A 24,885-nucleotide genomic window follows, 5' to 3' on the forward strand; every position below is an offset into this window, starting at 1 on the left:
GGACTCAAGTGCGACGCGTTTATTCAGAATGCCCGCGTTATCGTTGACGTCCATCGCGAGCAGGCTCGCTCCTACAGGTAACTAGTTCTTGTGCACTTTGCTCATCAACTCCGCCTCAGCCTGGGTCAAGCCGCAGGACTGGGTGAGTTCGTCGACGCTGGCGCCCATCCCGACCAGTCGCGCTGCCTGGGCAAACGACAGGCTGGTCGGGTCGCGCTGTTCCAGCTGTGCGAGTTTGTCCGGCAACGGCGCAACGATCGCCCGCAGTTCATGCAGGTCTTCGCCCATGCGCACGTTGCCGTTCTGGTAGTTGTCAACGCGTTTGCCCAGGTCCTTGATGCGCTGGTCGCGCTGCGCATCGCCCTGGGCCTGTTGTGCGGCGATCTGCTTCTGGGCGCGAATGTAGGCCAGGAACATCGCCAGCGTGCCTGCCCAGAACAGGAACAGGACAATGACCGCAACCTCGAGAATCAATCAGATACTCTCCAGTTCCGACCATTCTTCTTCGCTCATCATCTTGTCCAGCTCGACCAGGATGAGCAATTCGTTGTTCTTGTTGCACACGCCTTGAATGAACTTGGCGGACTCTTCGTTACCCACGTTCGGCGCGGTTTCGATTTCCGACTGACGCAGGTAAACCACTTCGGCCACGCTGTCGACCATGATCCCGACCACCTGCTTGTCGGCTTCGATGATGACGATACGGGTGTTGTCGCTGATCTCGGCATTCATCAGGCCGAAGCGCTGACGGGTGTCGATCACGGTGACGACGTTGCCGCGCAGGTTGATGATGCCCAGCACGTAGCTCGGGGCACCCGGGACCGGAGCGATTTCGGTGTAGCGCAGGACTTCCTGGACGCGCATCACGTTGATGCCGTAGGTCTCGTTGTCCAGCTTGAAGGTGACCCATTGCAGGATCGGATCTTCGGAACCTTTTGCCGCCGTTGCCTTGTCATTCATACCCTGACCCCTCAAGAAACCGCCCTGGCGGTGTGTGTTCCGTGCAACGCCATCGAGTGACGTCACCTGTTGTTTATTTAATGTTTGTCGGTTTGTGGTTCGGTTTGCTGCCGGACATGTGCTTTGCCCCGCCACTGGCGATCAACTCCGCCAGGGAGGCCACGTCGAGCAAGGCGCACATGTGCTCAATCACCGTGCCGGCGAGCCATGGCCGCTGGCCCCGGTGACTTCTCCATTTGATTTCATTCGGGTCCAGACGCAACGAGCGGCTGACCTGATGCACCGCCAGGCCCCATTCATAGCCCTGGACCGAAATCACGTATTGCAGGCCCTGTTTGAAATCGTCGCGGTAACGGTCGGGCATGACCCAACGCGCGGTATCGAGCACCTTGAGGTTGCCGGCCTGGCTCGGCAGGATGCCCAGGAACCACTCCGGCTGGCCGAACAAAGGCGTCAGCTCGTGACCGGCCAGGGAATAGATCGATCCCAGGCACACCAGCGGCACTGCCAGGGTCAAGCCGGCGACATCGAACAACAGGCATTCGAAAGGCTCGGCGGCCCAGGACGGACGACCCTCGGTGTCCACCGGTGGCGGCGTATTGCTTGGTGGCAGATGCACTTCGACGACGGGCGGTACCAGGGTTTGCGGCACTTCGACAGCGACTGGTTGCGCTTCAACAGGTGGCGGTACCAAGACTTGCAGCAGCGGAGCGATGGTCGAAACGGACGCCATGACCGGCGCCGGGGCTTCGATCACCGGCGCCTTGAACACTGGCGCTACGGATGCCGGCACCGGCGCGGCCGCCGCGGCATCACGGGCCTGCTCTTCGAGCACCGCTGCCTGGAATTCGTCCAGCACCGCTTCGGCGGCGATCTCCTCGACCACTTCCTCCGGGGGCAGCGCCAACTCTTCGGTCACTTCCTGCAGCAGGCTGTCCAGATACGACTGCAACGCCAGTTGCGGGCGCGATGTTGTCTTCAATGGCCGGTTCATCCGCACGCACCTGTAGGAGCGAGCTTGCTCGCGATGAACCTGAGAGCGCAACGGGGTGCCAGGTTTCCCGCGTCATCGTTGACGACCATCGCGAGCAAGCTCGCTCCTACAGGGATCGAGGTCATGTCACGCCACCTGCGCAACAAGTTGCGCTGCCAGCAGATGCTTGAGCAACGCACGGTAAGCGAGAACGCCACGGCTCTTGCCGTCGAACTGCGAAGGCGTCAGCCCGGCACGACTGGCATCGCGCAGGCGCGTGTCCACCGGGATATAGCCTTGCCAGATTTCGTCGGGGAATTTGTCGCGCAGCACGCGCAAGGTTCCGAGGGACGCCTGGGTGCGACGGTCAAACAGGGTCGGCACGATGGTGAAAGGCAGTGCCTGCTTGCGCGAGCGGTTGATCATCGCCAGGGTGTTGACCATGCGCTCCAGACCCTTGACCGCCAGGTGTTCGGTCTGCACCGGGATCACCAGTTGCTGGCTCGCCGCCAAGGCATTGACCATCAGCACGCCGAGCAAGGGCGGGCTGTCGATCACGGCGTAATCGAAGTCCTGCCACAGTTGCGCCAGGCTCTTGGCAATCACCAGGCCCAAACCACTCTGCCCCGGAGACTGGCGCTCGAGGGTGGCCAGCGCGGTGCTGGACGGCAACAGGGAAATGCGTTCGTCGCTGGTCGACAGCAACAGTTGACCCGGCAGGCCTTGTGGCACGTTGCCCTTGTGCAGGAACAGATCGTAGTTGCTGTGTTCCAGGCTGTCGGGGTCGTAGCCGAAGTAGCTGGTCATGGAGCCGTGGGGGTCGAGATCGACCACGACCACGCGCTTGCCCGCCTCGGCCAGCAACCCGGCTAAAGCGATGGAGGAAGTGGTTTTACCGACACCACCCTTTTGATTGGCGACTGCCCAGACTCTCATTCGGATTGTTCCTCCCGGTCGCACGGATCGACCGAGAAATAGCTCAACGTGTTAATGCGGGTGACGGAGAATTGACGGCGTTCTCTCGTACCGGCGACTTGACCGGGGTCGGTGCAGTTTGTGTGCCAGCACGCTTCAATGCGGCATCCGGTTGCGCATGGGCGGTTCCGGTGCCGGTCAGGCTGCGGCGAACATCGAGGTTGCGCGACACCACCAGCACCACGCGACGGTTGCGGGCGCGGCCTTCGGCGGTAGCGTTGTTGGCCACCGGCTGAAACTCGCCGTAGCCCACCGACGCCAGGCGACCGGGATTCACCCCTTGCATCGCCAGCATGCGCACGATGCTGGCCGAGCGCGCCGAGGACAGCTCCCAGTTAGTCGGGTACTGCGCGGTACGGATCGGTTGATCGTCGGTGAAGCCTTCGACATGAATCGGGTTGTCGAAGGGCTTCAGGATCGCTGCGACCTTGTCGATGATGTTGAACGCGATGTCGCTGGGCATGGCATCGCCGCTGCCGAACAACAGGCTGGAATTGAGCTCGATCTCGACCCACAGCTCGTTGCCGCGCACCGTCATCTGGTTGGAGCTGATCAGGTCACCGAACGCCGCGCTGATGTCGTCGGCGATGCTCTTGAGCGGATCGCTGGCGCCGGAGACACCGGCATCGACCTGGTCACTGTCCTTGACCAGCGGCTTGGCCGGGGTCACGGTCTTCGGCCGCTCGTCACCGATGGGGATCGGCTTGAGCGCACGATCGGAATCGGTGAAGACGCCGATCAGGGCTTCGGAAATGACCTTGTACTTGCCTTCGTTGATCGAAGAGATGGAGTACATCACCACGAAAAAGGCGAACAGCAAGGTGATGAAGTCGGCATAGGAAACAAGCCAGCGTTCATGGTTTACATGCTCTTCATGTTGGCGACGACGTGCCATGATCCATGTCTCCCATCAATCCATGAAGCCCTGAAGCTTCAACTCGATGGAACGAGGGTTTTCACCTTCGGCGATCGACAGCAGCCCTTCCAGCAACATTTCGCGATAACGCGATTGGCGCAGCGCGATGGCTTTGAGTTTGGCGGCAATCGGCAGCAGCACCAGGTTGGCACTGGCCACGCCGTAGATGGTGGCGACGAAGGCCACGGCGATGCCGTTACCCAGTTGCGACGGATCACCCAGGTTGCCCATGACGTGAATCAGGCCCATCACCGCACCGATGATGCCGATGGTCGGCGCGTAACCGCCCATGCTTTCGAAGACCTTGGCCGCTTCGATATCGCGGCTTTCCTGGGTGTAGAAATCCACTTCCAGAATGCTGCGGATCGCCTCCGGTTCGGCGCCGTCGACCAGCAGTTGCAGGCCTTTGCGGGCGTAATTGTCAGGCTCGGCGTCGGCGATACCTTCAAGACCCAGCAGGCCTTCCTTGCGGGCAGTCAGGCTCCAGTTCACCACGCGATCGATGCCACCGGCCAGGTCGACGCGAGGCGGGAACAGGATCCAGGCGAGGATCTGCATGGCGCGCTTGAAGGCGCTCATCGGTGATTGCAGCAGCGCCGCGCCAATGGTGCCACCGAGCACGATCAACGCTGCCGGACCGTTGGCCAGGGCGCCCAGATGACCGCCTTCAAGGTAATTGCCGCCGATGATGGCGACAAAGGCCATGATGATGCCGATCAGGCTTAGAACATCCATCAGATGCACGCCTCGACCAGGTGCTTGCCAATGTCGTCGAGGCTGTACACCGCGTCGGCCAGTTCAGCTTTGACGATGGCCATCGGCATGCCGTAGATCACGCAACTGGCTTCGTCCTGCGCCCAGATCGAACTGCCGCCCTGCTTGAGCAGACGCGCGCCTTCGCGGCCATCGGCGCCCATGCCGGTCAGGACCACCGCCAGAACTTTGTCACCGTAGGTCTTGGCTGCCGAACCGAAGGTGATGTCCACGCACGGCTTGTAGTTGAGGCGCTCGTCACCCGGGAGGATTTTCACCGCGCCGCGACCGTCGATCATCATCTGCTTGCCACCCGGCGCCAGCAGCGCCAGGCCCGGACGCAGGATGTCGCCATCCTCGGCTTCCTTGACGCTGATGCGGCAGAGCTTGTCCAGGCGCTCGGCGAAGGCCTTGGTGAAGGCGGCCGGCATGTGTTGAACCAGCACGATCGGGGCCGGGAAGTTGGCCGGCAATTGGGTCAACACCCGTTGCAGGGCCACCGGGCCGCCGGTGGACGTACCGATGGCCACCAGTTTGTAGGCCTTGCGTTTTGGCGCGGGCGACGCCGTAGCGGGTGCATGCGTACGCGCCGGGATCGGTGCCGGTGCCGGACGCGCGGGCGCGCTGCTGGCAAAACTGCCCACGCTGGAAGGCACAGGCGTCGGCGCTGGCGCAGCGACAGGCGCCGGAGCACTGTAGTGACTGACACGACGATTACTGCGCGAGATGCTGAGAATCTTCTCGCACAGCAGTTGCTTGACCTTCTCGGGGTTGCGCGAAATGTCTTCGAAATTCTTCGGCAGGAAGTCCACTGCACCGGCATCCAGCGCATCGAGGGTGACCCGGGCGCCTTCATGGGTCAGTGAGGAGAACATCAGGACCGGGGTCGGGCAGCGCTGCATGATGTGCCGCACGGCCGTGATGCCGTCCATCATCGGCATCTCGTAGTCCATGGTGATCACGTCGGGCTTGAGGGCCAGCGCCTGATCGATCGCCTCTTTGCCGTTGGTCGCCGTGCCGACGACCTGGATATTGGAATCCGCTGAAAGAATTTCCGAGACGCGGCGGCGGAAAAACCCCGAATCGTCCACCACCAGGACTTTGACTGCCATAAACACTCCATTAGATGGAGCGAGGCCAGGCGCCCCGCTCCACCAGAATCAAATACGCCGCGTGGCGTAACGCTTGAGCATGCTCGGAACATCGAGAATCAGCGCGATGCGGCCGTCACCGGTGATGGTGGCGCCGGACATGCCCGGCGTTCCCTGGAGCATTTTGCCCAATGGCTTGATGACCACTTCTTCCTGGCCCACCAGTTGATCGACGACAAAGCCGATCCGCTGTGTGCCCACCGAAAGGATCACCACATGGCCCTCGCGCTGCTCTTCGTGAGCGGCTGAGCTGACCAGCCAGCGTTTGAGGTAGAACAATGGCAGCGCCTTGTCCCGCACGATCACCACTTCCTGGCCGTCCACGACGTTGGTGGTCGACAGGTCGAGGTGGAAGATCTCGTTGACGTTCACCAACGGGAACGCAAACGCCTGGTTGCCGAGCATGACCATCAGCGTCGGCATGATCGCCAGGGTCAGCGGCACCTTGATGACGATCTTCGACCCCTGGCCCTTGGCCGAGTAGATGTTGATCGAACCGTTGAGCTGGGAAATCTTGGTTTTCACCACGTCCATGCCCACGCCGCGACCCGACACGTCGGAGATCTCGGTCTTGGTCGAGAAACCCGGGGCGAAGATCAGGTTGTAGCACTCGGTGTCGCTCAGTCGATCGGCCGCGTCCTTGTCCATCACGCCGCGTTTGACCGCGATGGAACGCAGGACATTCGGGTCCATGCCTTTACCGTCATCGGAGATCGACAGCAGGATGTGATCGCCTTCCTGCTCGGCCGCCAGGATCACCTTGCCGCCACGGGCCTTGCCCGAGGCTTCGCGTTCTTGCGGCGACTCGATGCCGTGGTCGACGGCGTTGCGCACCAAGTGGACCAGCGGGTCGGCCAGGGCCTCGACGAGGTTCTTGTCGAGGTCGGTTTCTTCACCGACCAGCTCCAGGTTGATCTCTTTCTTGAGCTGGCGAGCCAGGTCACGAACCAGACGCGGGAAGCGCCCGAAGACTTTCTTGATCGGTTGCATCCGGGTCTTCATGACCGCGGTTTGCAGGTCGGCGGTGACCACGTCGAGGTTCGATACGGCCTTGGACATGGCTTCGTCGCCACTGTTGAGACCCAGACGGACCAGGCGGTTACGCACCAGCACCAGCTCGCCGACCATGTTCATGATTTCGTCGAGGCGCGCGGTATCGACCCGCACGGTGGTCTCGGCTTCGCTCGCCGGTTTTTCCGCCGGTGGCGCGGCCGGGGCGCGGGCAGCAGCCGGTGCAGCGGCGGCCGGGGCTTGGGCTTTTGGCTCGGGGGCCTTGGCCACAGGTTTGGGCGCCACAGCCTTGGCTGCCGGTGCCGCAACCGCAGCGTTCGAACCGTTGGCCGCCGTCGCGGTGCCGACTTCGCTGAACTTGCCCTTGCCATGCAATTCGTCGAGCAGCGCTTCGAACTCGTGATCGGAAATCAGATCGCTGCCAGCCGCCACCGCGCTTGGGGCAGCAGGTGCAGGCACCGAAGCAATGGCCGACTCCAGTGCCTCGACAGCAAAGTTGCCCTTGCCATGCAACTGGTCGAGCAGTGCTTCAAATTCGTCGTCCGTGATATCGGAACTGTCGCCCGACGCTTTCGGGGCTTCTGCCGCAGCCGGAGCCTGCGCAATCGCATCGACGGCAAACTGGCCTTTACCGTGCAACTGATCGAGCAACGACTCGAACTCGGCATCGGTGATTTCGTCGCTGGCAGCCGCATCGCTTGCAGGTGTCTCGCTTGCAGGTGCCTCTCTGACAGGTGCGTGGGAAACCGCCGGCGCCTCGGCCTGTGCCTTGACGGCATTGAGCGAGTCCAGCAATTGCTCGAATTCGTTATCGGTAATATCGCCTGAATCGGCTTCAGCCACCGGCGCTTCAACCACGGCGGCGACAGGTGCAGCAACCCCTTCGTCAGCCGATTGCGGCTCGGCCAGACGGGCCAGCGCCGCCAGCAGTTCAGGTGTCGCAGCCGTGATCGGGCTGCGCTCGCGGACTTCGCTGAACATGCCGTTCACCGCGTCCAGCGCTTCGAGAACCACGTCCATCAGTTCCGAGTCGACGCGACGCTCACCCTTGCGCAGGATGTCGAACACGTTCTCGGCGATGTGGCAGCACTCCACCAGTTCGTTGAGCTGGAGGAAGCCGGCGCCCCCTTTTACAGTGTGAAAACCGCGAAAAATTGCATTGAGCAAATCCGCATCATCCGGACGGCTTTCCAGCTCGACCAGTTGCTCGGACAGTTGCTCTAGAATCTCGCCGGCCTCAACCAGGAAATCCTGAAGGATCTCTTCATCGGCGCCGAAGCTCATCAGGGGGGTGCTCCTAACAGGTCTAAAAACCCAAAATACCTAAAATTCTAAAATCCCAGGCTGGATAGCAAATCGTCCACATCGTCCTGACCGGACACAACGTCTTCTCTTTTATCGGCATGAATCTGCGGACCTTCACCCTGAGAGAGATGTTTTTGTGGATCTTTTTCTGCAAGCATCGCTTCACGGTCATGCTCGATGCCCGCAAAGCGGTCCACCTGACTGGCCATCAGCACGAGCTTGAGCAGGTTGCTTTCAACTTCGGTGACCAGTTGGGTCACACGCTTGATCACTTGCCCCGTGAGGTCCTGGTAATCCTGGGCGAGCAGGATGTCGTTCAGGTTGCCCGACACCGCGCGATTGTCCGTGCCGCTGCGCGCCAGGAAGCCGTCGACCCGCCGGGCCAGTTCACGAAACTCTTCGGCACCGACTTCACGACGCATGAAGCGCCCCCAGTCCGTGCTCAAGGCCTGGGCTTCGTCCGCCAGGCTGTTGACCAGCGGCGTGGCATTTTCCACCAGATCCATGGTGCGGTTGGCCGCGGCCTCGGTCAGCTTGACCACATAGCCCAGGCGCTCGGTGGCGTCGGTGATCTGCGACACTTCTTCGGCTTGCGGCATGTGCGGGTCAATCTGGAAATTGACGATCGCGCTATGCAGTTCGCGAGTGAGCTTGCCCACTTCCTGATACAGGCCGCGGTCACGGGTCTGGTTGAGCTCATGGATCAATTGCACCGCGTCGCCGAACTTGCCTTTTTCAAGGCTCGCGACCAATTCGACGGCGTGTTTTTTCAGGGTCGATTCAAAGTCGCCCAATGAAGTTTCGTTATTGCCCATAGCTCCCCCGTGGCGCAGTCATCAACCGATGCGTTCGAAAATCTTCTCGATTTTTTCTTTCAACGCCTGGGCCGTGAAGGGCTTGACCACATAGCCGTTAACGCCGGCCTGGGCCGCTTCGATGATCTGCTCACGCTTGGCTTCAGCGGTCACCATCAGCACCGGCAGGTGCTTGAGCTTTTCATCGGCACGCACGTGACGCAGCAGATCGATGCCGGTCATGCCCGGCATGTTCCAGTCCGTTACCAGAAAGTCGATGCTTCCGCTGTTGAGCACCGGAATGGCGGTAGTGCCATCGTCGGCCTCGACGGTGTTGGTGAACCCAAGGTCACGCAGCAGGTTCTTGATGATCCGCCGCATCGTTGAGAAGTCATCAACGATGAGGATTTTCATGTTCTTGTCCAATTCGACCTCCAAGCAGTCTTAAACGCGCCCAGCACCTGGACGCGCCATTTCAATCAATCCGGCAAAGCACTCAATGACTGTCTGGAGCACAACAGATCGGGACCGGCGCAGTTCAACACCACACCCGCCTCTTTCGCAGTGTCCCCACACTGCCTTCAGCGCGCTCGCCACTCCCCCAAACGCCCCCGCAAGCGGGCCGCGCACTGGCTGTGTAACTGGCTGACCCGCGATTCGCTGACCCCCAGGACCTCACCGATTTCCTTGAGGTTCAACTCTTCGTCGTAATACAGCGCCAACACCAGTCGCTCACGCTCCGGCAAATTGGCAATCGCATCCGCCAGCGCAGCCTGGAAGCGTTCATCCTCCAGGTCGCGTGACGGCTCGGTATGAGCACTCGCGCCATCCTCGTGCAGCCCTTCGTGTTCGCCGTCCTGCAACAGATCGTCGAAACTGAATAACCGGCTGCCCAGGGTGTCGTTCAAAATTCCGTAGTAATCGTCGAGACTCAATTGGAGTTCGGCCGCAACTTCGTGATCTTTAGCGTCACGGCCGGTTTTCGCTTCAATCGAGCGAATGGCGTCGCTGACCATGCGCGTATTGCGGTGAACCGAACGTGGCGCCCAGTCCCCCTTGCGCACTTCATCGAGCATGGCGCCGCGGATTCGAATGCCCGCGTACGTCTCGAAACTGGCGCCTTTGCTGGCGTCATATTTGGTCGATACCTCAAGCAGGCCGATCATCCCGGCCTGGATCAGGTCTTCGACCTGGACACTGGCCGGCAAACGCGCCAGCAAGTGGTAGGCAATGCGTTTAACCAGCGGCGCGTAACGCTCGATCAGCTCGTACTGCGCATCCCGAGCCGATTTTTTGTAGAGGTTGTAACCGCTGGCTGTCATAGAACAGGTCCTGCTGTTTGCTGCACGAGACGCTCGACGAAAAACTCCAGGTGCCCGCGCGGGTTGGCAGGCAGCGGCCAGGTATCGACCTTCTGCGCGATGGCCTTGAACGCCAGCGAGCACTTGGAACGCGGGAAGGCCTCGTAGACGGCGCGCTGCTTCTGCACAGCCTTGCGCACGCTTTCGTCGTAGGGCACCGCGCCGACGTATTGTAGGGCGACGTCGAGGAAGCGATCCGTGACCTTGGTCAACTTGGCGAACAGGTTGCGCCCTTCCTGCGGGCTCTGGGCCATGTTGGCCAGGACGCGGAAGCGGTTCATGCCGTAGTCGCGATTGAGCAACTTGATCAAGGCGTAGGCATCGGTAATCGAGGTCGGCTCGTCGCACACCACCAGCAGCACTTCCTGGGCTGCGCGAACGAAGCTGACAACCGACTCACCAATGCCGGCAGCGGTGTCGATCACCAATACGTCGAGGTTGTCGCCGATATCACTGAAGGCCTGGATAAGGCCGGCGTGTTGCGCAGGACTCAGATGCACCATGCTCTGAGTGCCGGATGCGGCGGGAACGATACGGATGCCGCCTGGCCCCTGCAGCAGTACATCGCGCAGTTCGCAGCGGCCCTCGATCACGTCGGCCAGGGTACGTTTGGGTGTCAGTCCCAGCAGAACGTCGACGTTCGCCAGTCCCAGGTCGGCGTCCAGCAGCATGACGCGCCGGCCAAGCTCAGCCAAAGCCAGGGACAAGTTCACTGACACGTTAGTTTTCCCGACGCCACCTTTGCCGCCGGTCACCGCGATCACCTGTACAGGATGCATGCTGCCCATGTTATTTCTTTACCTTGTCTTGCATAGACGGAGGCCACATTACTGGCTGCGCGTTCACAAACGGAACAATGCATGGCAGACCATCGATGTAGGTACAAAAACTATTCATTAAATACCTCAGCCAACCTGCTTGGTCGGACTGTGGTAGATGTCAGCGAACATGTCAGCCATGGCTTCTTCGCTGGGTTCTTCCTGCATTTGCACACTGACGGCGCGACTGACCAACTGATGACGGCGCGGCAGATGGAGATCATCCGGAATCCGCGGGCCATCGGTCAGGTACGCCACTGGCAACTCATGACTGATGGCCAGGCTCAACACCTCGCCCAGGCTTGCCGTTTCATCCAGTTTAGTCAGGATGCAGCCGGCAAGCCCGCAACGCTTGTAACTGTGATAAGCGGCGGTTAGAACCTGTTTCTGGCTGGTGGTTGCCAGGACCAGATAATTTTTTGAGCGGATGCCACGACCGGCCAGGCTTTCGAGCTGCATGCGCAGGGCCGGGTCACTGGCCTGCAGGCCGGCGGTATCGATCAGCACCACGCGCTTGCGCAGCAATGGATCGAGCGCCTGCACCAGGGACTGGCCCGGATCGACGTGGGTCACCGGCACATTGAGAATGCGCCCCAGGGTCTTGAGTTGCTCCTGGGCACCGATGCGGAAGCTGTCCATGCTCACCAGCGCAATGTTCTGCGCGCCGTACTTGAGCACGTAACGGGCAGCCAGCTTCGCCAGGGTGGTGGTCTTGCCCATGCCGGCAGGGCCGACCATGGCGATGACTCCGCCCTCTTCCAGCGGTTCGACGTCCGGGGTAACGATCATACGCGCCAGGTGCGCCAGCAACATGCGCCAGGCCTGACGAGGCTCCTGGATTTCGGTTATCAGTGCCAGCAGGTCGCGCGACAGCGGGCCGGACAGGCCAATGCGTTGCAGGCGACGCCAGAGGTTGGCCTGATCCGGACGGCTGCCTTGCAGCTGGTTCCAGGCCAGGGACCCGAGTTGTACTTCCATGAGTTCGCGCAGGCTGTTGAGCTCGAAGCGCATCGAGTCAAACGCACGCGGGTCCACGCCACCGGACGCTGGTACAGCAGCCGGTGCGGGGCGACGAGGTTGGTCATACGTAGGTTCGATCAGCGGCTCGGCTGCGGTGAGCGGCAAGCCGGCGAACAACTGGCGGTTGGTCGCATTGTCGCTCTCGCCATCGCCACGCAGGCTCAATTCGGCCTGGGCGGTGACGATCCGCGACTGAGTCTTGCGCAGCTCGTCTTCGAGCTCCATGTTCGGAACACGCGGCGCCAGCGCCGACAACTTGTAATCCAGCGCAGCCGTCAGCTCGACGCCCCCGGCAATCCGGCGGTTGCCGATAATGGCTGCATCAGCGCCCAGCTCATCGCGAACCAGCTTCATGGCCTGACGCATATCGGCGGCGAAAAAACGCTTAACTTGCATAAACCACTACCTCAGCCGTTGGGCCCTACTGTCGCAACGATGGTCACTTGCTTGTTGTCAGGGATTTCCTGGTAAGCCAACACGTGCAAACCCGGGACTGCGAGCCGGCCGAATCGCGAGAGCATCGCGCGAACCGGACCGGCCACCAGCAGAATCACCGGCTGACCTTGCATCTCCTGGCGCTGCGCCGCGTCGATCAGCGAGCGTTGCAGTTTCTCAGCCATGCTTGGCTCCAGCAGAACGCCCTCTTCCGAGCCTTGTCCTGCCTTTTGCAGACTATTGAGCAATATCTGTTCCAACCTTGGCTCCAGCGTGATAACTGGCAGCTGCGACTCAGTGCCTACAATGCTTTGGACGATTGCGCGGGAGACGCCAACCCGCACGGCAGCCACCAGCGCGGCGGTATCTTGACTCTTGGCGGCATTGTTGGCGATGGCCTCGGCAATGCTGCGGATATCGCGAACCGGCACTTGTTCGGCCAACAGCGCTTGCAACACCTTGAGCAGTTGCGACAGCGAAACCACGCCCGGCACCAGCTCTTCCGCCAGTTTGGGCGAGCTTTTGGCCAGCAATTGCATGAGTTGCTGCACTTCTTCGTGACCGATCAGTTCACTGGAATGCTTGTAGAGTATCTGGTTCAAGTGGGTAGCCACTACTGTACTGGCATCGACCACCGTGTAACCGAGGGATTGCGCCTGGGCACGCTGGCTGATTTCAATCCAGACCGCCTCCAGGCCGAAAGCCGGATCTTTGGCGGTAATGCCGTTGAGCGTGCCGTAGACCTGCCCCGGGTTGATCGCCAGCTCGCGATCCGGGTAAATCTCCGCTTCCGCCAGGATCACCCCCATCAGGGTCAGGCGATAGGCACTTGGCGCCAGGTCGAGGTTGTCGCGGATGTGCACGGTCGGCATCAGGAAGCCCAGATCCTGGGACAGCTTCTTGCGCACGCCCTTGATCCGCGCCAACAGCTGGCCGCCCTGGTTGCGGTCCACCAGCGGAATCAGGCGATAGCCCACTTCCAGGCCGATCATGTCGATGGGCGTCACGTCATCCCAGCCAAGCTCCTTGGTTTCCTGGGCGCGGGCCGGCGACGGCAGCAGCTCCTGCTGGCGCTTGACCTCTTGCAGGGCCTGAACCTTGGCGACGTTCTGCTTTTTCCAGAACAGGTAGGCGCCACCGGCCGCCAGGGCCGCCATGCTCAGGAACGAGAAGTGCGGCATGCCAGGCACCAGGCCCATGACCGCCATCAAACCTGCCGCCACCGCCAGCGCCTTGGGCGAGGCGAACATCTGGCGATTGATCTGTTTGCCCATGTCCTCCGAACCGGACGCACGGGTCACCATGATCGCCGCTGCTGTCGATAACAACAGTGATGGCAATTGCGCCACCAAACCGTCACCGATGGTCAACAGCGCATACACCTTGCCGGCATCGCCGAAGGTCATGCCGTGCTGGAAGATACCGACCGCCATGCCGCCGATCAGGTTGATGAACAGGATCAACAGGCCGGCAATGGCGTCACCACGGACGAATTTGCTGGCACCGTCCATGGAACCGTAGAACTCGGCTTCCTGGGCGACTTCCGAGCGGCGGGCCTTGGCCTGGGCCTGATCGATCAGGCCGGCGTTGAGGTCGGCGTCGATCGCCATTTGCTTGCCGGGCATCGCATCGAGGGTGAAACGCGCGCTGACCTCGGAAATCCGCCCCGCACCCTTGGTCACCACGACGAAGTTGATGATCATCAGGATCGCGAAGACCACGATACCGACCACGTAGTTACCGCCGATCACCACCTCGCCGAACGCCTGGATCACCTTGCCGGCGGCCGCGTGACCGTCCTGGCCGTGGAGCATCACCACCCGCGTGGAGGCCACGTTCAATGCCAGGCGCAACAGCGTCGCCACCAGCAAAATGGTCGGAAACACCGCGAAATCCAGCGGGCGCAAGGCATAGACGCACACCAGCAGCACGACGATGGACAGGGCAATGTTGAAGGTGAAGAACACGTCGAGCAGGAACGGCGGCACCGGCAACATCATCATCGCCAGCATGACCAGCAACAACAGCGGCACGCCCAGATTGCCCCGACTGAGGTCGGCAATGTTGCTGCGGGCACTGTTGATTAACTGAGAGCGATCCACCGGTTTTCCCCGTTCCTTTAAAGCAAACTTTTGACGCCTGAAGCAGGCGCAGGGCGGCTACTGCAAGAAGCTTTCCAACTTTTGCAAAGGGAGAAATAGAGTGTTTTTTCAGGGGGATATGTACTGCCTGGACTGGCCTCTTCGCGAGCAAGCCCGCTCCCACAGGAGTTCGCCGAACCTGTGGGAGCGGGCTTGCTCCGGGCGGCGTTCCGACGAAGGGGCCATCAGCGACAGCGCTAGACTCAGGAATCGCGGCGCAAATCCGGCGGAATCGGCAGGTCATCCTTGAGCGGATCAGGCCGCTTGCCCTTGCCCGCCCGGTACTGTCGAATCTGATAGACGTAGGCCAGTACCTGCGCGACCGCCAGATAGAGCCCGCCGGGGATTTCCTGCTCCAGTTCGGTGGAGTAATAAATCGAGCGCGCCAGCGCCGGTGACTCCAGCAGCAGGATCTCGTTGGCCGCGGCGATCTCGCGGATCTTCAGGGCCAGGAAGTCGGAGCCCTTGGCCAGCAACACCGGCGCACCGCCCTTCTCCGGGTCGTACTTGAGCGCCACGGCGTAGTGCGTCGGGTTGGTGATGACCACGTCAGCCTCGGGAATGGCGGCCATCATCCGCCGCTGGGACATCTCACGCTGCAGCTGTCGAATCCGCTGCTTGACCTCCGGCCGCCCCTCCTGATCCTTGTGCTCGTCGCGCACTTCCTGCTTGGTCATCTTCAGTTTCTTGATGCTTTCCCACAGCTGTATCGGCACATCCACGGCGGCGATAATGACCAGCCCGCAGGCCATCCACAGCGTGCTCCAGCCAACCACTTGCAGGCTGTGAACGATCGCCCGGTCCAGAGGCTCATGGGCGATGCGTAACAGGTCGTCGATATCCGCCGACAACACCACAAGGGCCACGAACAGCACGATGATGAACTTCGCCAGCGCCTTGAGCAGTTCGGCCACAGCCTTGCCCGAGAACATACGCTTGAGACCGGCACCAGGGTTCATGCGGCTGAACTTCGGCGCCATGGTGCCGGCGGAGAACAGCCAGCCTCCAAGGGAGATCGGCCCGATCAACGCCGCCAGGAGCAAGGTGATCATCACCGGCTGAATCGCCAGCAAGGCAATCTTTCCCGAGTGCAGCAGATAGGTTCCCATCGCGCGCTGATCCAGCACCACGTCGCGCGACAGGGAAAAGTTCAGGCGCATCAGGTCCATCATCTCCTGGGCAAGCGCCCCACCGAAGACCAACAGCGCACCGGCACCGGCGAGCATGATCGCCAGGGTGTTGAGTTCCTTGGAGCGGGCAATCTCACCCTTTTCACGGGCGTCCTTTTTCTTTTTCTCCGTGGGGTCTTCTGTTTTGTCCTGACCGCTTTCGCTCTCAGCCATGACTCAGCGCGCCTTTGCCAGTTCGCGTAAAAACTGCAGGGCCTCCGTGGCCAGCGGTTGATACTGATTAACGATGTCCGCCAGCCCGACCCAGACGATAAACAGCCCGAGCACCAGGGTCAGCGGGAAGCCGATGGAGAAGATGTTCAGCTGCGGTGCGGCGCGGGTCATCACGCCAAACGCGATGTTCACCACCAGCAGCGCGGTGATCGCCGGCAGCACCAGCAACAGCGCCGCGCCGAGCACCCAGCCGAGTTTGCCGGCCAGCTCCCAGAAATGATTGACCATCAAGCCGCTGCCGACGGGCAGCGTAGTGAAGCTTTCGGTGAGCACCTCGAACACCACCAGATGGCCGTTCATGGCCAGGAACATCAGTGTCACCAGCATGGTGAAGAACTGCCCGATCACCGCCACCGACACACCGTTGGCAGGGTCGACCATCGAGGCAAAGCCCATGCCCATCTGGATCGCGACAATCTGCCCCGCCACCACGAAAGCCTGGAAAAACAGCTGCAGGGAGAAGCCCAGTATCGCGCCGACCAGGATCTGCTCGGCAATCAGCAGCAGCCCGCTCAAATCCAGCGCGCTCACTGGCGGCATGGGTGGCAGGTTCGGGGCGATGACCACGGTGATGGCAAGGGCGAAATACAGTCGGATGCGCTTGGGTACCAGGGCGGTGCCGAACACCGGCATGACCATCAGCAAGGCACCGATGCGGAACAGCGGCAACATGAACGTCGCTACCCAAGTGCTGATCTGGGTATCCGTCAACTGCAGCAGCGATGACATGGCTTAGCCGATGACCTGCGGAATACTGCCGTACAACTGCTGGATGTATTCCATGAAGGTCTGCACCAGCCACGGCCCGGCAACGATCAGCGTCACCAGCATCACCAACAGACGCGGCAGGAAACTGAGGGTCTGTTCGTTGATCTGGGTGGCCGCCTGGAACATGGCCACCAACAGCCCCACCAGCAAACTTGGAATCACCAACACGGCCACCATCAACGTGGTCAGCCACAGCGCTTCACGAAAGATGTCGACCGCAACTTCCGGCGTCATGGCGACACACCACCAAAGCTGCTGGCCAGGGTGCCGATGATCAGCGCCCAGCCATCCACCAGCACGAACAACATGATCTTGAACGGCAGGGAAATGATCAGCGGCGAGAGCATCATCATACCCATGGCCATGAGCACACTGGCCACGACCAGGTCGATGATCAGGAATGGAATGAAGATCATGAAGCCGATCTGGAACGCCGTTTTCAGCTCGGAGGTCACAAAGGCCGGCACCAGGATGGTCAACGGCGCCTGATCCGGTGTCGCGATGTCAGTGCGCTTGGACAGGCGCATGAACAACTCCAGATCGCTGGTGCGGGTCTGGGCGAGCATGAAATTCTTGATCGGCACCTGCGCCTTGGCGACCGCATCCTGAGCCGTCAGTTTTTCCGCCAGATAGGGTTGCAAGGCGTCCTGGTTCACCCGGTCGAACACCGGCGCCATGATGAACAGGGTCAGGAACAGCGCCATGCCGGTGAGGATCTGGTTCGACGGCGTCTGCTGCAGGCCCAGGGCCTGGCGCAGGATCGAGAAGACAATGATGATCCGGGTGAAGCTGGTCATCAGCATGACAAACGCCGGGATAAAACTCAGCGCGGTCATGATCAACAGGATTTGCAGGCTGACCGAGTATTCCTGCGCACCCTGCGCATTGGTGCCCAGGGTGATGGCCGGGATCGACAGCGGATCGGCGGCGAATGCCAGCGGTGCGGCCAGCATCAGGGTCAGCATCAAGACGATGCGTAGCGCACCCATTACTTCTTATCCTTCTGATCTTTACCCAGCATCTCCAGCAGGCGCTGCGCAAACTCCGGCGTCGGCTTCTCGGTGCCCGGCACCTGCACCGGCTCCTTGAGGACGTGCAGCGCAGTGATGCTGCCAGGGCTCAGGCCAAGCAGAATCTGCTCGCTGCCGACCTGCACCAGCATCAGGCGGTCGCGCGGCCCCAGCGCGCGGGAGCCGACAATCTCGATCACCTGCCCCTTGCCGGCCGGACCGGCCTGCTGGACCCGACGCAGCAGCCAGGCGAGGAAGAAGATCAACCCCAGCACCAGCAGCAAGCCGAACACCAACTGCGTCAGTTGCCCTGCCACACCACTGCTCACCGCTGGCGCAGCAGCCGTGGTCGCCGTAGCGACCGGCTCGGCCGCCAGCACATCGAACGGCATGGCCAGCGCGCTCCCCACCACAACCCCGAGAAACTTTTTCACTCAGCGCAGCTTCTTGATGCGTTCGCTTGGGCTGATCACGTCCGTCAGGCGGATGCCGAACTTCTCGTTGACCACCACCACTTCGCCGTGGGCAATGAGCGTGCCGTTGACCAGCACGTCCAGCGGCTCGCCGGCCAGGCGATCCAGCTCGATCACCGAGCCCTGGTTCAGTTGCAGCAGGTTACGGATGTTGATGTCGGTGCTGCCCACCTCCATGGAAATCGACACCGGGATATCGAGGATCACGTCCAGGTTCGGGCCTTCGAGGCTCACCGGATCGTTGTTTTTCGGCACGCTGCCGAACTCTTCCATTGGCAGGCGGTTGGACGCGGAATTGGCGGAATCGGCGGCAAGCAATGCGTCGATGTCGGCCTGCCCGGCATCACCGGTTTCTTCCAGGGCCGCGGCCCACTCATCGGCCAGGGCCTGGTCGTCTTGCGTGTTCATAATGTCAGTGTCCTCGGCGAGCAAAAGTTCAGAATTCGGTTAGTCGCGAATGGGTAAGAGCGCCGGTCAACGGCGCTCGATCGGCTCGATCACTTGCAACGCCAGGTTGCCCTTGTGCGAACCCATCTTGACCTTGAAGGCCGGCACGCCGTTGGCGCGCATGATCATTTCTTCCGGCATGTCGACCGGGATCACATCCCCCGGCTGCATGTGCAGGATGTCGCGCAGGCGCAGTTGACGACGGGCTACCGTCGCACCGATCGGCACGTCGACGTCCAGCACGTCCTGGCGCAGGGCGTTGACCCAGCGCTCGTCCTGATCGTCGAGGTCCGACTGGAAGCCGGCGTCGAGCATCTCGCGCACCGGCTCGATCATCGAGTACGGCATGGTCACGTGCAGGTCGCCGCCACCGCCATCGAGTTCGATGTGGAAGGTCGACACCACAATGGCTTCGCTCGGGCCGACGATGTTGGCCATGGCCGGGTTCACTTCGGAGTTGATGTACTCGAAGTTGACTTCCATGATCGCTTGCCAGGCTTCCTTCAGATCGACGAACGCCTGCTCCAGCACCATGCGCACCACACGCAGTTCGGTCGGGGTGAATTCACGCCCTTCGATCTTGGCATGCCGGCCGTCGCCACCGAAGAAGTTGTCCACCAGCTTGAATACCAGCTTGGCGTCGAGGATGAACAGCGCGGTGCCGCGCAGGGGTTTGATCTTGACCAGGTTGAGACTGGTCGGCACGTACAGCGAGTGCACGTATTCGCCGAACTTCATCACCTGCACGCCACCCACCGCTACGTCTGCCGAACGACGCAGCATGTTGAACATGCTGATGCGGGTATAACGGGCGAAACGCTCGTTGATCATTTCCAGGGTCGGCATGCGTCCACGGACGATGCGATCCTGGCTGGTCAGGTCGTAGCTTTTGACGGCGCCGGGTTCGGCAGCGTTTTCGGTCTGTACCAGACCATCGTCGACGCCATGCAGCAGCGCGTCGATCTCATCCTGGGACAGCAGGTCCTGCACGGCCATGTCGTGTTCCTACTGCAGTACGAAATTAGTGAAAAGCAACTGTTCGATCACCACTTTGCCGAGCTCTTTCTGCGCCACTTCCTGGACGCTGGCGGTGGCCTTCTGCCGCAGCATTTCCTGACCGACCGGCGACGCGAGGGTCGCAAAGTCCTGGCCGGAGAACAGCATGACCAGGTTGTTGCGGATCACCGGCATGTGGACCTTGAGCGCCTCCAGATCTGCCGGGTTGCGCGCGAGCATGGTGATGCTCACCTGCATGTAGCGCTGGCGGCCGTTCTGGTTGAAGTTGGCCACGAAAGCCGGTGCCATCGGCTCGAAAATCGCTGGCTGCTTGCCGACGGGAGCGGCGTCCACCACGGCGGCGGCAGGCTTGTTCTGAGCGCTGTGCATGAAGTACCAGGTCGCGCCCACGGACACACCGATCGCCAGCAGCAGGGCCACCACGATCAGGATGATCAGCTTGAGTTTGCCTTTGGTTGCGGGGTCTTTTACTGCTGCGTCGCTCTTCGCCATGCCAATAATCCGTCACTATTCGGGGTTTCACAGTCGCACGGCAAGGCAAGAGCAAGTGTTATGCCAGAACGGTTGGAGGGATGGGTAGGCGAGTATGCAGCACGGAGAACACCACAAATCACTGTGGGAGCGGGCTTGCTCGCGAAGGCGGTGTATCAGTCAACATTGTTGTTGAAGCTGATGACCTCTTCGCGAGCAAGCCCGCTCCCACAGGGTTTCTGTTTCGGCCGTCAGGCGTAGTAATCGACCGCGCTGGAGCCGATCACACTGGTGGTATTGGCAACCACTTCAGCGACGCCCGGCGTCAGGTCGTCATCCATGGAGTCGAGGCGGCCGCCGTTGGCACTGGCCCGTCCGGTCTGGCTTTGCCGGGCTTGTTCCTGCCCTTGTTGCGAACCACGGGACTGGTCAGAAACGTTGACATCGACCTGCCCCATGCCCTGCTGCGCAAACATGTCGCGCAAGCGATGGACCTGGCTGTCCAGCGCCTCACGGACGCCCGGATGCGCACTCATGAACGTGACCTGGGTCTGCTGATCGGGAACCATGTTCACCCGAATGTCCAGACGCCCCAGCTCAGCGGGCTGCAACTGGATGTCCGCGGCCTTGAGGTTGGCGCTGGACAGGTACATGACCCGGTTCACCACCTCTTCGGTCCAGCCGCTCTGGTGCATGGCGATCGGCTGGTTCACCGGCAAGGCATTGGCGGTCTTCGGTGTGGCCGCCTGGGTCAACGCGGCCAGACGGTTGGCGAAATCATCGACACGGGTGTCGCTGCCGGCAGCCTTGAGATCCTTCAGACCGTCATCGATCAAGCCGCTGAAAGCCTTGTCGTCACCATTGCCGGTACTGTCCTTGTCGGCCTGAACATCCAGCATGGTCGCCATGCCGGCGGCAAAGTTTTGCGCCGACGTCAGCTCACCCTCAGCTTGTGTTGGTGCCGCCTTTGGTTGCGCTTGACTGGAAGCCGACACGTGACCGCTCTGCTCCATCGCCAGGCGTAACGCCGGCAGGGCGTCGAGTGGATCGGCCTCGGGATCGAAATCACCGTCAGCGCTGGTCGGCGCCGAAACGCTTGCAGCCGCGAGCGCCGCAGCTACCGGCGCTTCAACCGTTGGCTGCACCGCATCGGCTACGGCAGGCGCCGCTGGCGTTGAAACCACTGGCTGTATGGCTTGCGGCAATGCGGGATCAAGCGCCGGATCGACCGGCGCGGCATCGACGACCTGAGCCGGCTCGGCCTCTGACGCCTCTTCGCCGGCGGTCTTGTCGTCAGCCCGCACCGATTGGTCGGCAGGCAAGGATTTGCCGCCATCGGCAACCACTGGTTCCCCCGCGGCAGACTTGTCGTCGCCAGCGTCCTTCTTCGCGCCGACACCGGAAGTCTTGTCACGATCAGGTTTGAACGAAGCATCGGCCAACGCATTGGGCTTGTTTTGGGCCTGATTGGCGTAGACATGGGCGAAGCTTACGGCCTTGTCCCCGGGGTCTGCGGCCACTGCCGGGGGATTGGCGCAGGCAGCCTGAGTCTTGGCCTGCCTGGCGGCCTGAAGCAGAATATTGGGGGTAACGGGCATGAAACGGTCTCCGCTGCACAGGGCTCGTAAGTACAGTTGGGTTAGATAACTGCAAAGGTCGAGCCAGTTTCACTCGATAGAGACCAAAAGCAGCGCTTGCTCAGATTTTCGCCGGGCAACGCTGTCGCTCAGCTTCGTACAGAGGGCGGATACCGGCGAACTCGCGATCGATTTTGCCGACCAGTTCCAGAACGGCCGCGCTTGGCAAACTGGTGGCCTGTTGCTCGAGCTGGTGGCAGAGCTCGGTCAGCCGCAGGGCCCCCATGTTACTGCTGCTGCCCTTGAAGCTATGGGCGGTTTCAACGAGCAGGGTGGCACTGTCAGCCGCTCTCAAGACTTTCAGGCGCTCTTCGGAGTCCGCAAGAAAGATATCCAGCAGATCCGGATAACCCTCTTCCATCACTTCCCGCAACGCACTCAGCACGTTGCGATCCACATGTGTGTCGTCGTCCACTTGCTCACTCCTTGATCAAGAATGCGCGGATTATGCCAGAGCCTCCCAGATAAACTCCACGCGTGCACTTCGACCATTGTCGGTCCAGCAGGCATTACGCCCCAACTGGCGGATCAGGCTGATCCCGCGTCCCGACAGGCGGATGGCGTCCAAAGGCCTTTCCATCACCCGCTCGACATCGAACCCCTCGCCACTGTCTTCGACCTGAATCGTCAGGCAACCGCCGTCGTCTGTCGGCGCCACCTGCAAATGGACCCGCACATAGCCTTCCTGCAGCTCGCCGAGCCGGGCATTGCGCTCTTGATAATATCGCGCAAAACCCGATGCATTGCGCTTGAGGCTCGAATCCAGCCCCAGCACGCCATGCTCCAGCGCATTGGAATAGAGCTCCGCCAACACACTGTAAAGCGCACCGCTCTGAGCCCGAAGGCCATGCACCTCAAGCAGCAACTGCAACAGATAGGGCAAGGGGTTGTATCGCTTGAGCGTGGCGGCGCGGAACTCGAAGCTCACCGACCAGTCCAGCGGACACGACTGGCCGCTGTCGGAGTAGACCAATGCCGGTGGCGTGACCTGCTCCGGCTCCAGCAGGCTGATTTCGACCATGCTGACATCGTCGCGCGCTTGACCACCGAAATCGCGCAGCGCCTGCTCGATCTCTTCGAACAGCGCATCCGGCTGACGATTGGCGGCGAACACCTGCTGCAATCGCTGCACGCCAAACAACTGTTCATTGGCGCCGCAGGTGTCGATCACCCCATCGGACAGGAGGAACACCCGATCCCCGAGCGCCATGGGAAACACTTCGGTGCGCTCATCGAAGGATTCCGGGCTCAGCACCCCCAAAGGCAGGTGCCGCGCCGGCAGAGGGGTGCGCTCGCCACTGGTAATGCGATGCAGGTAACCGTCGGGCATTCCACCGTTCCAGACCTCCACCGCACGACGCTGAAAACTCAGGCACAGCATCGTGGCACAGCAGAACATGTCCACCGGCAGGATGCGCTTGAGCTTGGCATTCATTTCACGCAGGGTTTCCGCCAGGCCATAGCCCTTGGCGGTCATCCCGTAGAAGACTTCGGCCAGGGGCATGGCGCCCACGGCCGCCGGCAGACCGTGGCCGGTGAAGTCTCCCAGCAATATGTGCATGTCGCCGGCCGGGGTGAACGCGGCCAGCAACAGGTCGCCGTTGAACAGCGCATAGGGTGATTGCAGATAACGGATATTCGGCGCGGCGTTCAGGCAGCCCGCGTGCGCCACCTTGTCGAAAACCGCCTTGGCCACGCGCTGCTCGTTGAGCAGGTAGTCGTGGTGCCGGGCGATCTGGTCACGCTGCTGCAGAACGGTGTCCTGCAAGCGCCGCAAGCGATCCATCGCCTTGATCTTGGCCGCGAGAATCACCTGGTTATAGGGTTTCGCCAGAAAGTCGTCACCGCCGACCTCCAGACAACGGGCCAGTGCCTCGCTTTCGGACAAGGACGTGAGGAAGATGATCGGCACCAGGGTTTCCCCGGCCAGGGCCTTGATTTGCCGGGCCGCCTCGAAGCCGTCCATGACCGGCATCATCGCATCCATCAACACCAGGTGCGGATGTTGCTGGCGAAACGCGTCGACCGCTTCGGCGCCGTTGGCCGCCGTCAGCACGTCGTGCCCCTGGCGGCGCAGGATGCTCGCCAACAGCAGGCGATCGGCGGCGCTGTCCTCGGCAATCAGGATCGTCAGCGGCTCCAGTGGCTGCATGGCAATCAACTGATGTCGAACAGTTTGTCGAAGTTGGAGATGGCGAGGATTTTGCGCACGTCGGTATTGCTGTTGACCACGCGCACATCGGAGTCGTCGCCACCGGCGTGATCGCGCAGCAAAAGCAGCATGCCCAAGGCCGAGCTGTCGAGGTAAGTGGCGTCCTTCAGGTCGACCACAACCGCCGATAGCTGTTTATCTTCGTAGGACTGACGAAACTCCTGATGTTTGGCGAAATCGAAACGCCCCTTGACCGAGATCGTCAGCTTTCGCCCATCGGGTGAGACTTCTGTAACAACTGGCATGTCATGGCTTCCTTGTCATTTGTAAACCTGCTGTACAAGGTTTAGCAGCTGGTAGAGGTTGGGGCAAGGCAGGAAATGGCGCAAATCCTGTGGGAGCGTGGCTTGCCCGCGATGAACGATAACGCGGTCCACCCGATTCAATACTGATCCTGCCGTGGCAATCGTTGGGATAATTCGTCCAACAACTTTTGCTCACGCCGGTCTTCGAGCGCCCGCGCCTCATCGGCATAGCGCTGAACCAGCTTGCGCAGGCCTTCGACCCGGGCAAATGCCTGCTGCCAGGTTTCCCGGGCCTTGTTCAGGTTGTTCTGATGCCAGGCCAGGCTTTGCCGCTGCTGGTCGATGGCCGTGCCCAGCTGCGCCAGGAAGCCCTGATAACCCAGCAGCCATTGGCCCGAGACGCCGCCACTGCCGCGCACGATCCATTGTTCCTGATAGTCGAGGCGGAAGGCTTCGAGGTCGGCGAGCTTGCTTTGCGCCAGACGAACCTGCCCTTGAAAGTGCCCCAGGCGCTGGACCGCGGTTTTCTCGGCCTTTTCGGCCATTTCCACCACCGGCGCCAGCCTGCCTGCCCGACTCTGGGCCATGA

General features: G+C 61.3%; 27 protein-coding genes. All 27 read right to left on the reverse strand.

Annotated features, from left to right (window positions below; genetic code table 11):
- Nucleotides 1–81: 81 nt before the first annotated feature.
- Complete coding sequence (locus AC3WN7_RS24075; RefSeq protein WP_007980743.1) at nt 82–474, reverse strand: DUF2802 domain-containing protein; 393 nt, start codon at nt 472–474, stop codon at nt 82–84.
- A complete protein-coding gene (locus AC3WN7_RS24080; RefSeq protein ID WP_007980742.1) occupies nt 475–960 on the reverse strand; it encodes a chemotaxis protein CheW in 486 nt (161 codons plus the stop codon). It abuts the gene before it with no gap.
- Between the two features lie 73 nt (nt 961–1,033).
- Nucleotides 1,034–1,954 carry a CheW domain-containing protein gene (locus AC3WN7_RS24085; protein WP_102674957.1) on the reverse strand — a complete coding sequence of 307 codons (921 nt, stop codon included), beginning with the start codon at nt 1,952–1,954 and terminating at the stop codon, nt 1,034–1,036.
- 126 nt (nt 1,955–2,080) lie between these two features.
- Nucleotides 2,081–2,869 carry a ParA family protein gene (locus AC3WN7_RS24090; RefSeq protein ID WP_007980740.1) on the reverse strand — a complete coding sequence of 263 codons (789 nt, stop codon included), beginning with the start codon at nt 2,867–2,869 and terminating at the stop codon, nt 2,081–2,083.
- A gap of 43 nt (nt 2,870–2,912) precedes the next feature.
- Nucleotides 2,913–3,803 carry a flagellar motor protein MotD gene (motD, locus tag AC3WN7_RS24095; RefSeq protein ID WP_007980739.1) on the reverse strand — a complete coding sequence of 297 codons (891 nt, stop codon included), beginning with the start codon at nt 3,801–3,803 and terminating at the stop codon, nt 2,913–2,915.
- 15 nt (nt 3,804–3,818) lie between these two features.
- Nucleotides 3,819–4,559 carry a flagellar motor protein gene (locus AC3WN7_RS24100; RefSeq protein ID WP_007980738.1) on the reverse strand — a complete coding sequence of 247 codons (741 nt, stop codon included), beginning with the start codon at nt 4,557–4,559 and terminating at the stop codon, nt 3,819–3,821.
- Complete coding sequence (locus AC3WN7_RS24105; protein WP_102674958.1) at nt 4,559–5,689, reverse strand: protein-glutamate methylesterase/protein-glutamine glutaminase; 1,131 nt, start codon at nt 5,687–5,689, stop codon at nt 4,559–4,561. Before AC3WN7_RS24105 ends, AC3WN7_RS24100 begins: the two co-directional genes overlap by 1 nt.
- Before the next feature lie 48 nt (nt 5,690–5,737).
- The gene (locus AC3WN7_RS24110) at nt 5,738–8,023 is read right to left on the reverse strand and encodes a chemotaxis protein CheA (RefSeq protein ID WP_102674959.1); all 2,286 of its coding nucleotides are present in this window, start codon (nt 8,021–8,023) and stop codon (nt 5,738–5,740) included.
- 47 nt (nt 8,024–8,070) lie between these two features.
- Nucleotides 8,071–8,859, reverse strand: coding sequence for a protein phosphatase CheZ (locus AC3WN7_RS24115; RefSeq protein ID WP_102674960.1), 789 nt, complete (start codon nt 8,857–8,859; stop codon nt 8,071–8,073).
- A 21-nt stretch (nt 8,860–8,880) separates the two neighbouring features.
- A complete protein-coding gene (locus tag AC3WN7_RS24120; RefSeq protein ID WP_003183998.1) occupies nt 8,881–9,252 on the reverse strand; it encodes a chemotaxis response regulator CheY in 372 nt (123 codons plus the stop codon).
- Nucleotides 9,253–9,419: 167 nt separating this feature from the next.
- The gene (fliA, locus tag AC3WN7_RS24125; RefSeq protein WP_007975362.1) at nt 9,420–10,160 is read right to left on the reverse strand and encodes an RNA polymerase sigma factor FliA; all 741 of its coding nucleotides are present in this window, start codon (nt 10,158–10,160) and stop codon (nt 9,420–9,422) included.
- The gene (gene fleN, locus AC3WN7_RS24130; protein ID WP_007975361.1) at nt 10,157–10,987 is read right to left on the reverse strand and encodes a flagellar synthesis regulator FleN; all 831 of its coding nucleotides are present in this window, start codon (nt 10,985–10,987) and stop codon (nt 10,157–10,159) included. The genes fliA and fleN overlap by 4 nt, the downstream gene beginning before the upstream one ends.
- Nucleotides 10,988–11,104: 117 nt before the next feature.
- On the reverse strand, nt 11,105–12,433 hold the full coding sequence (gene flhF / locus AC3WN7_RS24135; RefSeq protein WP_095963858.1) for a flagellar biosynthesis GTPase FlhF: 1,329 nt from the start codon (nt 12,431–12,433) through the stop codon (nt 11,105–11,107).
- Nucleotides 12,434–12,444: 11 nt separating this feature from the next.
- The gene (gene flhA, locus AC3WN7_RS24140; RefSeq protein WP_015096235.1) at nt 12,445–14,574 is read right to left on the reverse strand and encodes a flagellar biosynthesis protein FlhA; all 2,130 of its coding nucleotides are present in this window, start codon (nt 14,572–14,574) and stop codon (nt 12,445–12,447) included.
- A 242-nt stretch (nt 14,575–14,816) separates the two neighbouring features.
- Nucleotides 14,817–15,956 carry a flagellar biosynthesis protein FlhB gene (gene flhB, locus AC3WN7_RS24145; RefSeq protein ID WP_095963857.1) on the reverse strand — a complete coding sequence of 380 codons (1,140 nt, stop codon included), beginning with the start codon at nt 15,954–15,956 and terminating at the stop codon, nt 14,817–14,819.
- A gap of 3 nt (nt 15,957–15,959) precedes the next feature.
- Entirely contained in the window at nt 15,960–16,745 is a 786-nt protein-coding gene (gene fliR, locus AC3WN7_RS24150) for a flagellar biosynthetic protein FliR (RefSeq protein WP_095963856.1), read from the reverse strand.
- Nucleotides 16,746–16,748: 3 nt separating this feature from the next.
- On the reverse strand, nt 16,749–17,018 hold the full coding sequence (fliQ, locus tag AC3WN7_RS24155) for a flagellar biosynthesis protein FliQ (RefSeq protein WP_007975354.1): 270 nt from the start codon (nt 17,016–17,018) through the stop codon (nt 16,749–16,751).
- Nucleotides 17,015–17,773, reverse strand: coding sequence for a flagellar type III secretion system pore protein FliP (fliP, locus tag AC3WN7_RS24160; RefSeq protein ID WP_102674961.1), 759 nt, complete (start codon nt 17,771–17,773; stop codon nt 17,015–17,017). Before fliP ends, fliQ begins: the two co-directional genes overlap by 4 nt.
- Complete coding sequence (gene fliO / locus AC3WN7_RS24165; protein ID WP_102674962.1) at nt 17,773–18,228, reverse strand: flagellar biosynthetic protein FliO; 456 nt, start codon at nt 18,226–18,228, stop codon at nt 17,773–17,775. Before fliO ends, fliP begins: the two co-directional genes overlap by 1 nt.
- Complete coding sequence (gene fliN, locus AC3WN7_RS24170) at nt 18,229–18,675, reverse strand: flagellar motor switch protein FliN (RefSeq protein ID WP_095963854.1); 447 nt, start codon at nt 18,673–18,675, stop codon at nt 18,229–18,231. It abuts the gene before it with no gap.
- 66 nt (nt 18,676–18,741) lie between these two features.
- A complete protein-coding gene (gene fliM, locus AC3WN7_RS24175; RefSeq protein WP_008052878.1) occupies nt 18,742–19,710 on the reverse strand; it encodes a flagellar motor switch protein FliM in 969 nt (322 codons plus the stop codon).
- A 9-nt stretch (nt 19,711–19,719) separates the two neighbouring features.
- On the reverse strand, nt 19,720–20,223 hold the full coding sequence (fliL, locus tag AC3WN7_RS24180; RefSeq protein ID WP_095963853.1) for a flagellar basal body-associated protein FliL: 504 nt from the start codon (nt 20,221–20,223) through the stop codon (nt 19,720–19,722).
- 230 nt (nt 20,224–20,453) lie between these two features.
- The gene (locus tag AC3WN7_RS24185; RefSeq protein ID WP_102674963.1) at nt 20,454–21,800 is read right to left on the reverse strand and encodes a flagellar hook-length control protein FliK; all 1,347 of its coding nucleotides are present in this window, start codon (nt 21,798–21,800) and stop codon (nt 20,454–20,456) included.
- Between the two features lie 100 nt (nt 21,801–21,900).
- The gene (locus AC3WN7_RS24190) at nt 21,901–22,200 is read right to left on the reverse strand and encodes an Hpt domain-containing protein (RefSeq protein ID WP_095964053.1); all 300 of its coding nucleotides are present in this window, start codon (nt 22,198–22,200) and stop codon (nt 21,901–21,903) included.
- An 84-nt stretch (nt 22,201–22,284) separates the two neighbouring features.
- Nucleotides 22,285–23,991, reverse strand: a complete 1,707-nt coding sequence (locus AC3WN7_RS24195; RefSeq protein WP_102674964.1) for an ATP-binding SpoIIE family protein phosphatase — start codon at nt 23,989–23,991, stop codon at nt 22,285–22,287.
- A 5-nt stretch (nt 23,992–23,996) separates the two neighbouring features.
- Complete coding sequence (locus AC3WN7_RS24200) at nt 23,997–24,296, reverse strand: STAS domain-containing protein (protein ID WP_095963850.1); 300 nt, start codon at nt 24,294–24,296, stop codon at nt 23,997–23,999.
- Between the two features lie 137 nt (nt 24,297–24,433).
- Nucleotides 24,434–24,883 carry a flagellar export protein FliJ gene (gene fliJ / locus AC3WN7_RS24205; protein WP_015096248.1) on the reverse strand — a complete coding sequence of 150 codons (450 nt, stop codon included), beginning with the start codon at nt 24,881–24,883 and terminating at the stop codon, nt 24,434–24,436.
- Nucleotides 24,884–24,885: the final 2 nt, after the last annotated feature.

This window comes from Pseudomonas sp. FW305-70, assembly GCF_058783925.1.

Bases quoted from the DNA above. Each gene is read 5' to 3' on its own strand.
- motD (WP_007980739.1), bottom strand. From the start codon at position 3,803: ATGGCACGTCGTCGCCAACATGAAGAGCATGTAAACCATGAACGCTGG.
- AC3WN7_RS24120 (WP_003183998.1), bottom strand. From the start codon at position 9,252: ATGAAAATCCTCATCGTTGATGACTTCTCAACGATGCGGCGGATCATC.
- flhF (WP_095963858.1), bottom strand. From the start codon at position 12,433: ATGCAAGTTAAGCGTTTTTTCGCCGCCGATATGCGTCAGGCCATGAAG.
- fliA (WP_007975362.1), bottom strand. From the start codon at position 10,160: ATGACAGCCAGCGGTTACAACCTCTACAAAAAATCGGCTCGGGATGCG.
- AC3WN7_RS24105 (WP_102674958.1), bottom strand. From the start codon at position 5,689: ATGGCAGTCAAAGTCCTGGTGGTGGACGATTCGGGGTTTTTCCGCCGC.
- AC3WN7_RS24190 (WP_095964053.1), bottom strand. From the start codon at position 22,200: ATGGAAGAGGGTTATCCGGATCTGCTGGATATCTTTCTTGCGGACTCC.
- AC3WN7_RS24200 (WP_095963850.1), bottom strand. From the start codon at position 24,296: ATGCCAGTTGTTACAGAAGTCTCACCCGATGGGCGAAAGCTGACGATC.
- AC3WN7_RS24085 (WP_102674957.1), bottom strand. From the start codon at position 1,954: ATGAACCGGCCATTGAAGACAACATCGCGCCCGCAACTGGCGTTGCAG.
- AC3WN7_RS24090 (WP_007980740.1), bottom strand. From the start codon at position 2,869: ATGAGAGTCTGGGCAGTCGCCAATCAAAAGGGTGGTGTCGGTAAAACC.
- AC3WN7_RS24100 (WP_007980738.1), bottom strand. From the start codon at position 4,559: ATGGATGTTCTAAGCCTGATCGGCATCATCATGGCCTTTGTCGCCATC.
- fliQ (WP_007975354.1), bottom strand. From the start codon at position 17,018: ATGACGCCGGAAGTTGCGGTCGACATCTTTCGTGAAGCGCTGTGGCTG.
- AC3WN7_RS24110 (WP_102674959.1), bottom strand. From the start codon at position 8,023: ATGAGCTTCGGCGCCGATGAAGAGATCCTTCAGGATTTCCTGGTTGAG.
- flhB (WP_095963857.1), bottom strand. From the start codon at position 15,956: ATGGCTGAGAGCGAAAGCGGTCAGGACAAAACAGAAGACCCCACGGAG.
- AC3WN7_RS24115 (WP_102674960.1), bottom strand. From the start codon at position 8,859: ATGGGCAATAACGAAACTTCATTGGGCGACTTTGAATCGACCCTGAAA.
- fleN (WP_007975361.1), bottom strand. From the start codon at position 10,987: ATGGGCAGCATGCATCCTGTACAGGTGATCGCGGTGACCGGCGGCAAA.
- fliJ (WP_015096248.1), bottom strand. From the start codon at position 24,883: ATGGCCCAGAGTCGGGCAGGCAGGCTGGCGCCGGTGGTGGAAATGGCC.
- fliP (WP_102674961.1), bottom strand. From the start codon at position 17,773: ATGGGTGCGCTACGCATCGTCTTGATGCTGACCCTGATGCTGGCCGCA.
- fliN (WP_095963854.1), bottom strand. From the start codon at position 18,675: ATGAACACGCAAGACGACCAGGCCCTGGCCGATGAGTGGGCCGCGGCC.
- fliM (WP_008052878.1), bottom strand. From the start codon at position 19,710: ATGGCCGTGCAGGACCTGCTGTCCCAGGATGAGATCGACGCGCTGCTG.
- AC3WN7_RS24080 (WP_007980742.1), bottom strand. From the start codon at position 960: ATGAATGACAAGGCAACGGCGGCAAAAGGTTCCGAAGATCCGATCCTG.
- AC3WN7_RS24195 (WP_102674964.1), bottom strand. From the start codon at position 23,991: ATGCAGCCACTGGAGCCGCTGACGATCCTGATTGCCGAGGACAGCGCC.
- AC3WN7_RS24185 (WP_102674963.1), bottom strand. From the start codon at position 21,800: ATGCCCGTTACCCCCAATATTCTGCTTCAGGCCGCCAGGCAGGCCAAG.
- fliL (WP_095963853.1), bottom strand. From the start codon at position 20,223: ATGGCGAAGAGCGACGCAGCAGTAAAAGACCCCGCAACCAAAGGCAAA.
- fliR (WP_095963856.1), bottom strand. From the start codon at position 16,745: ATGTCATCGCTGCTGCAGTTGACGGATACCCAGATCAGCACTTGGGTA.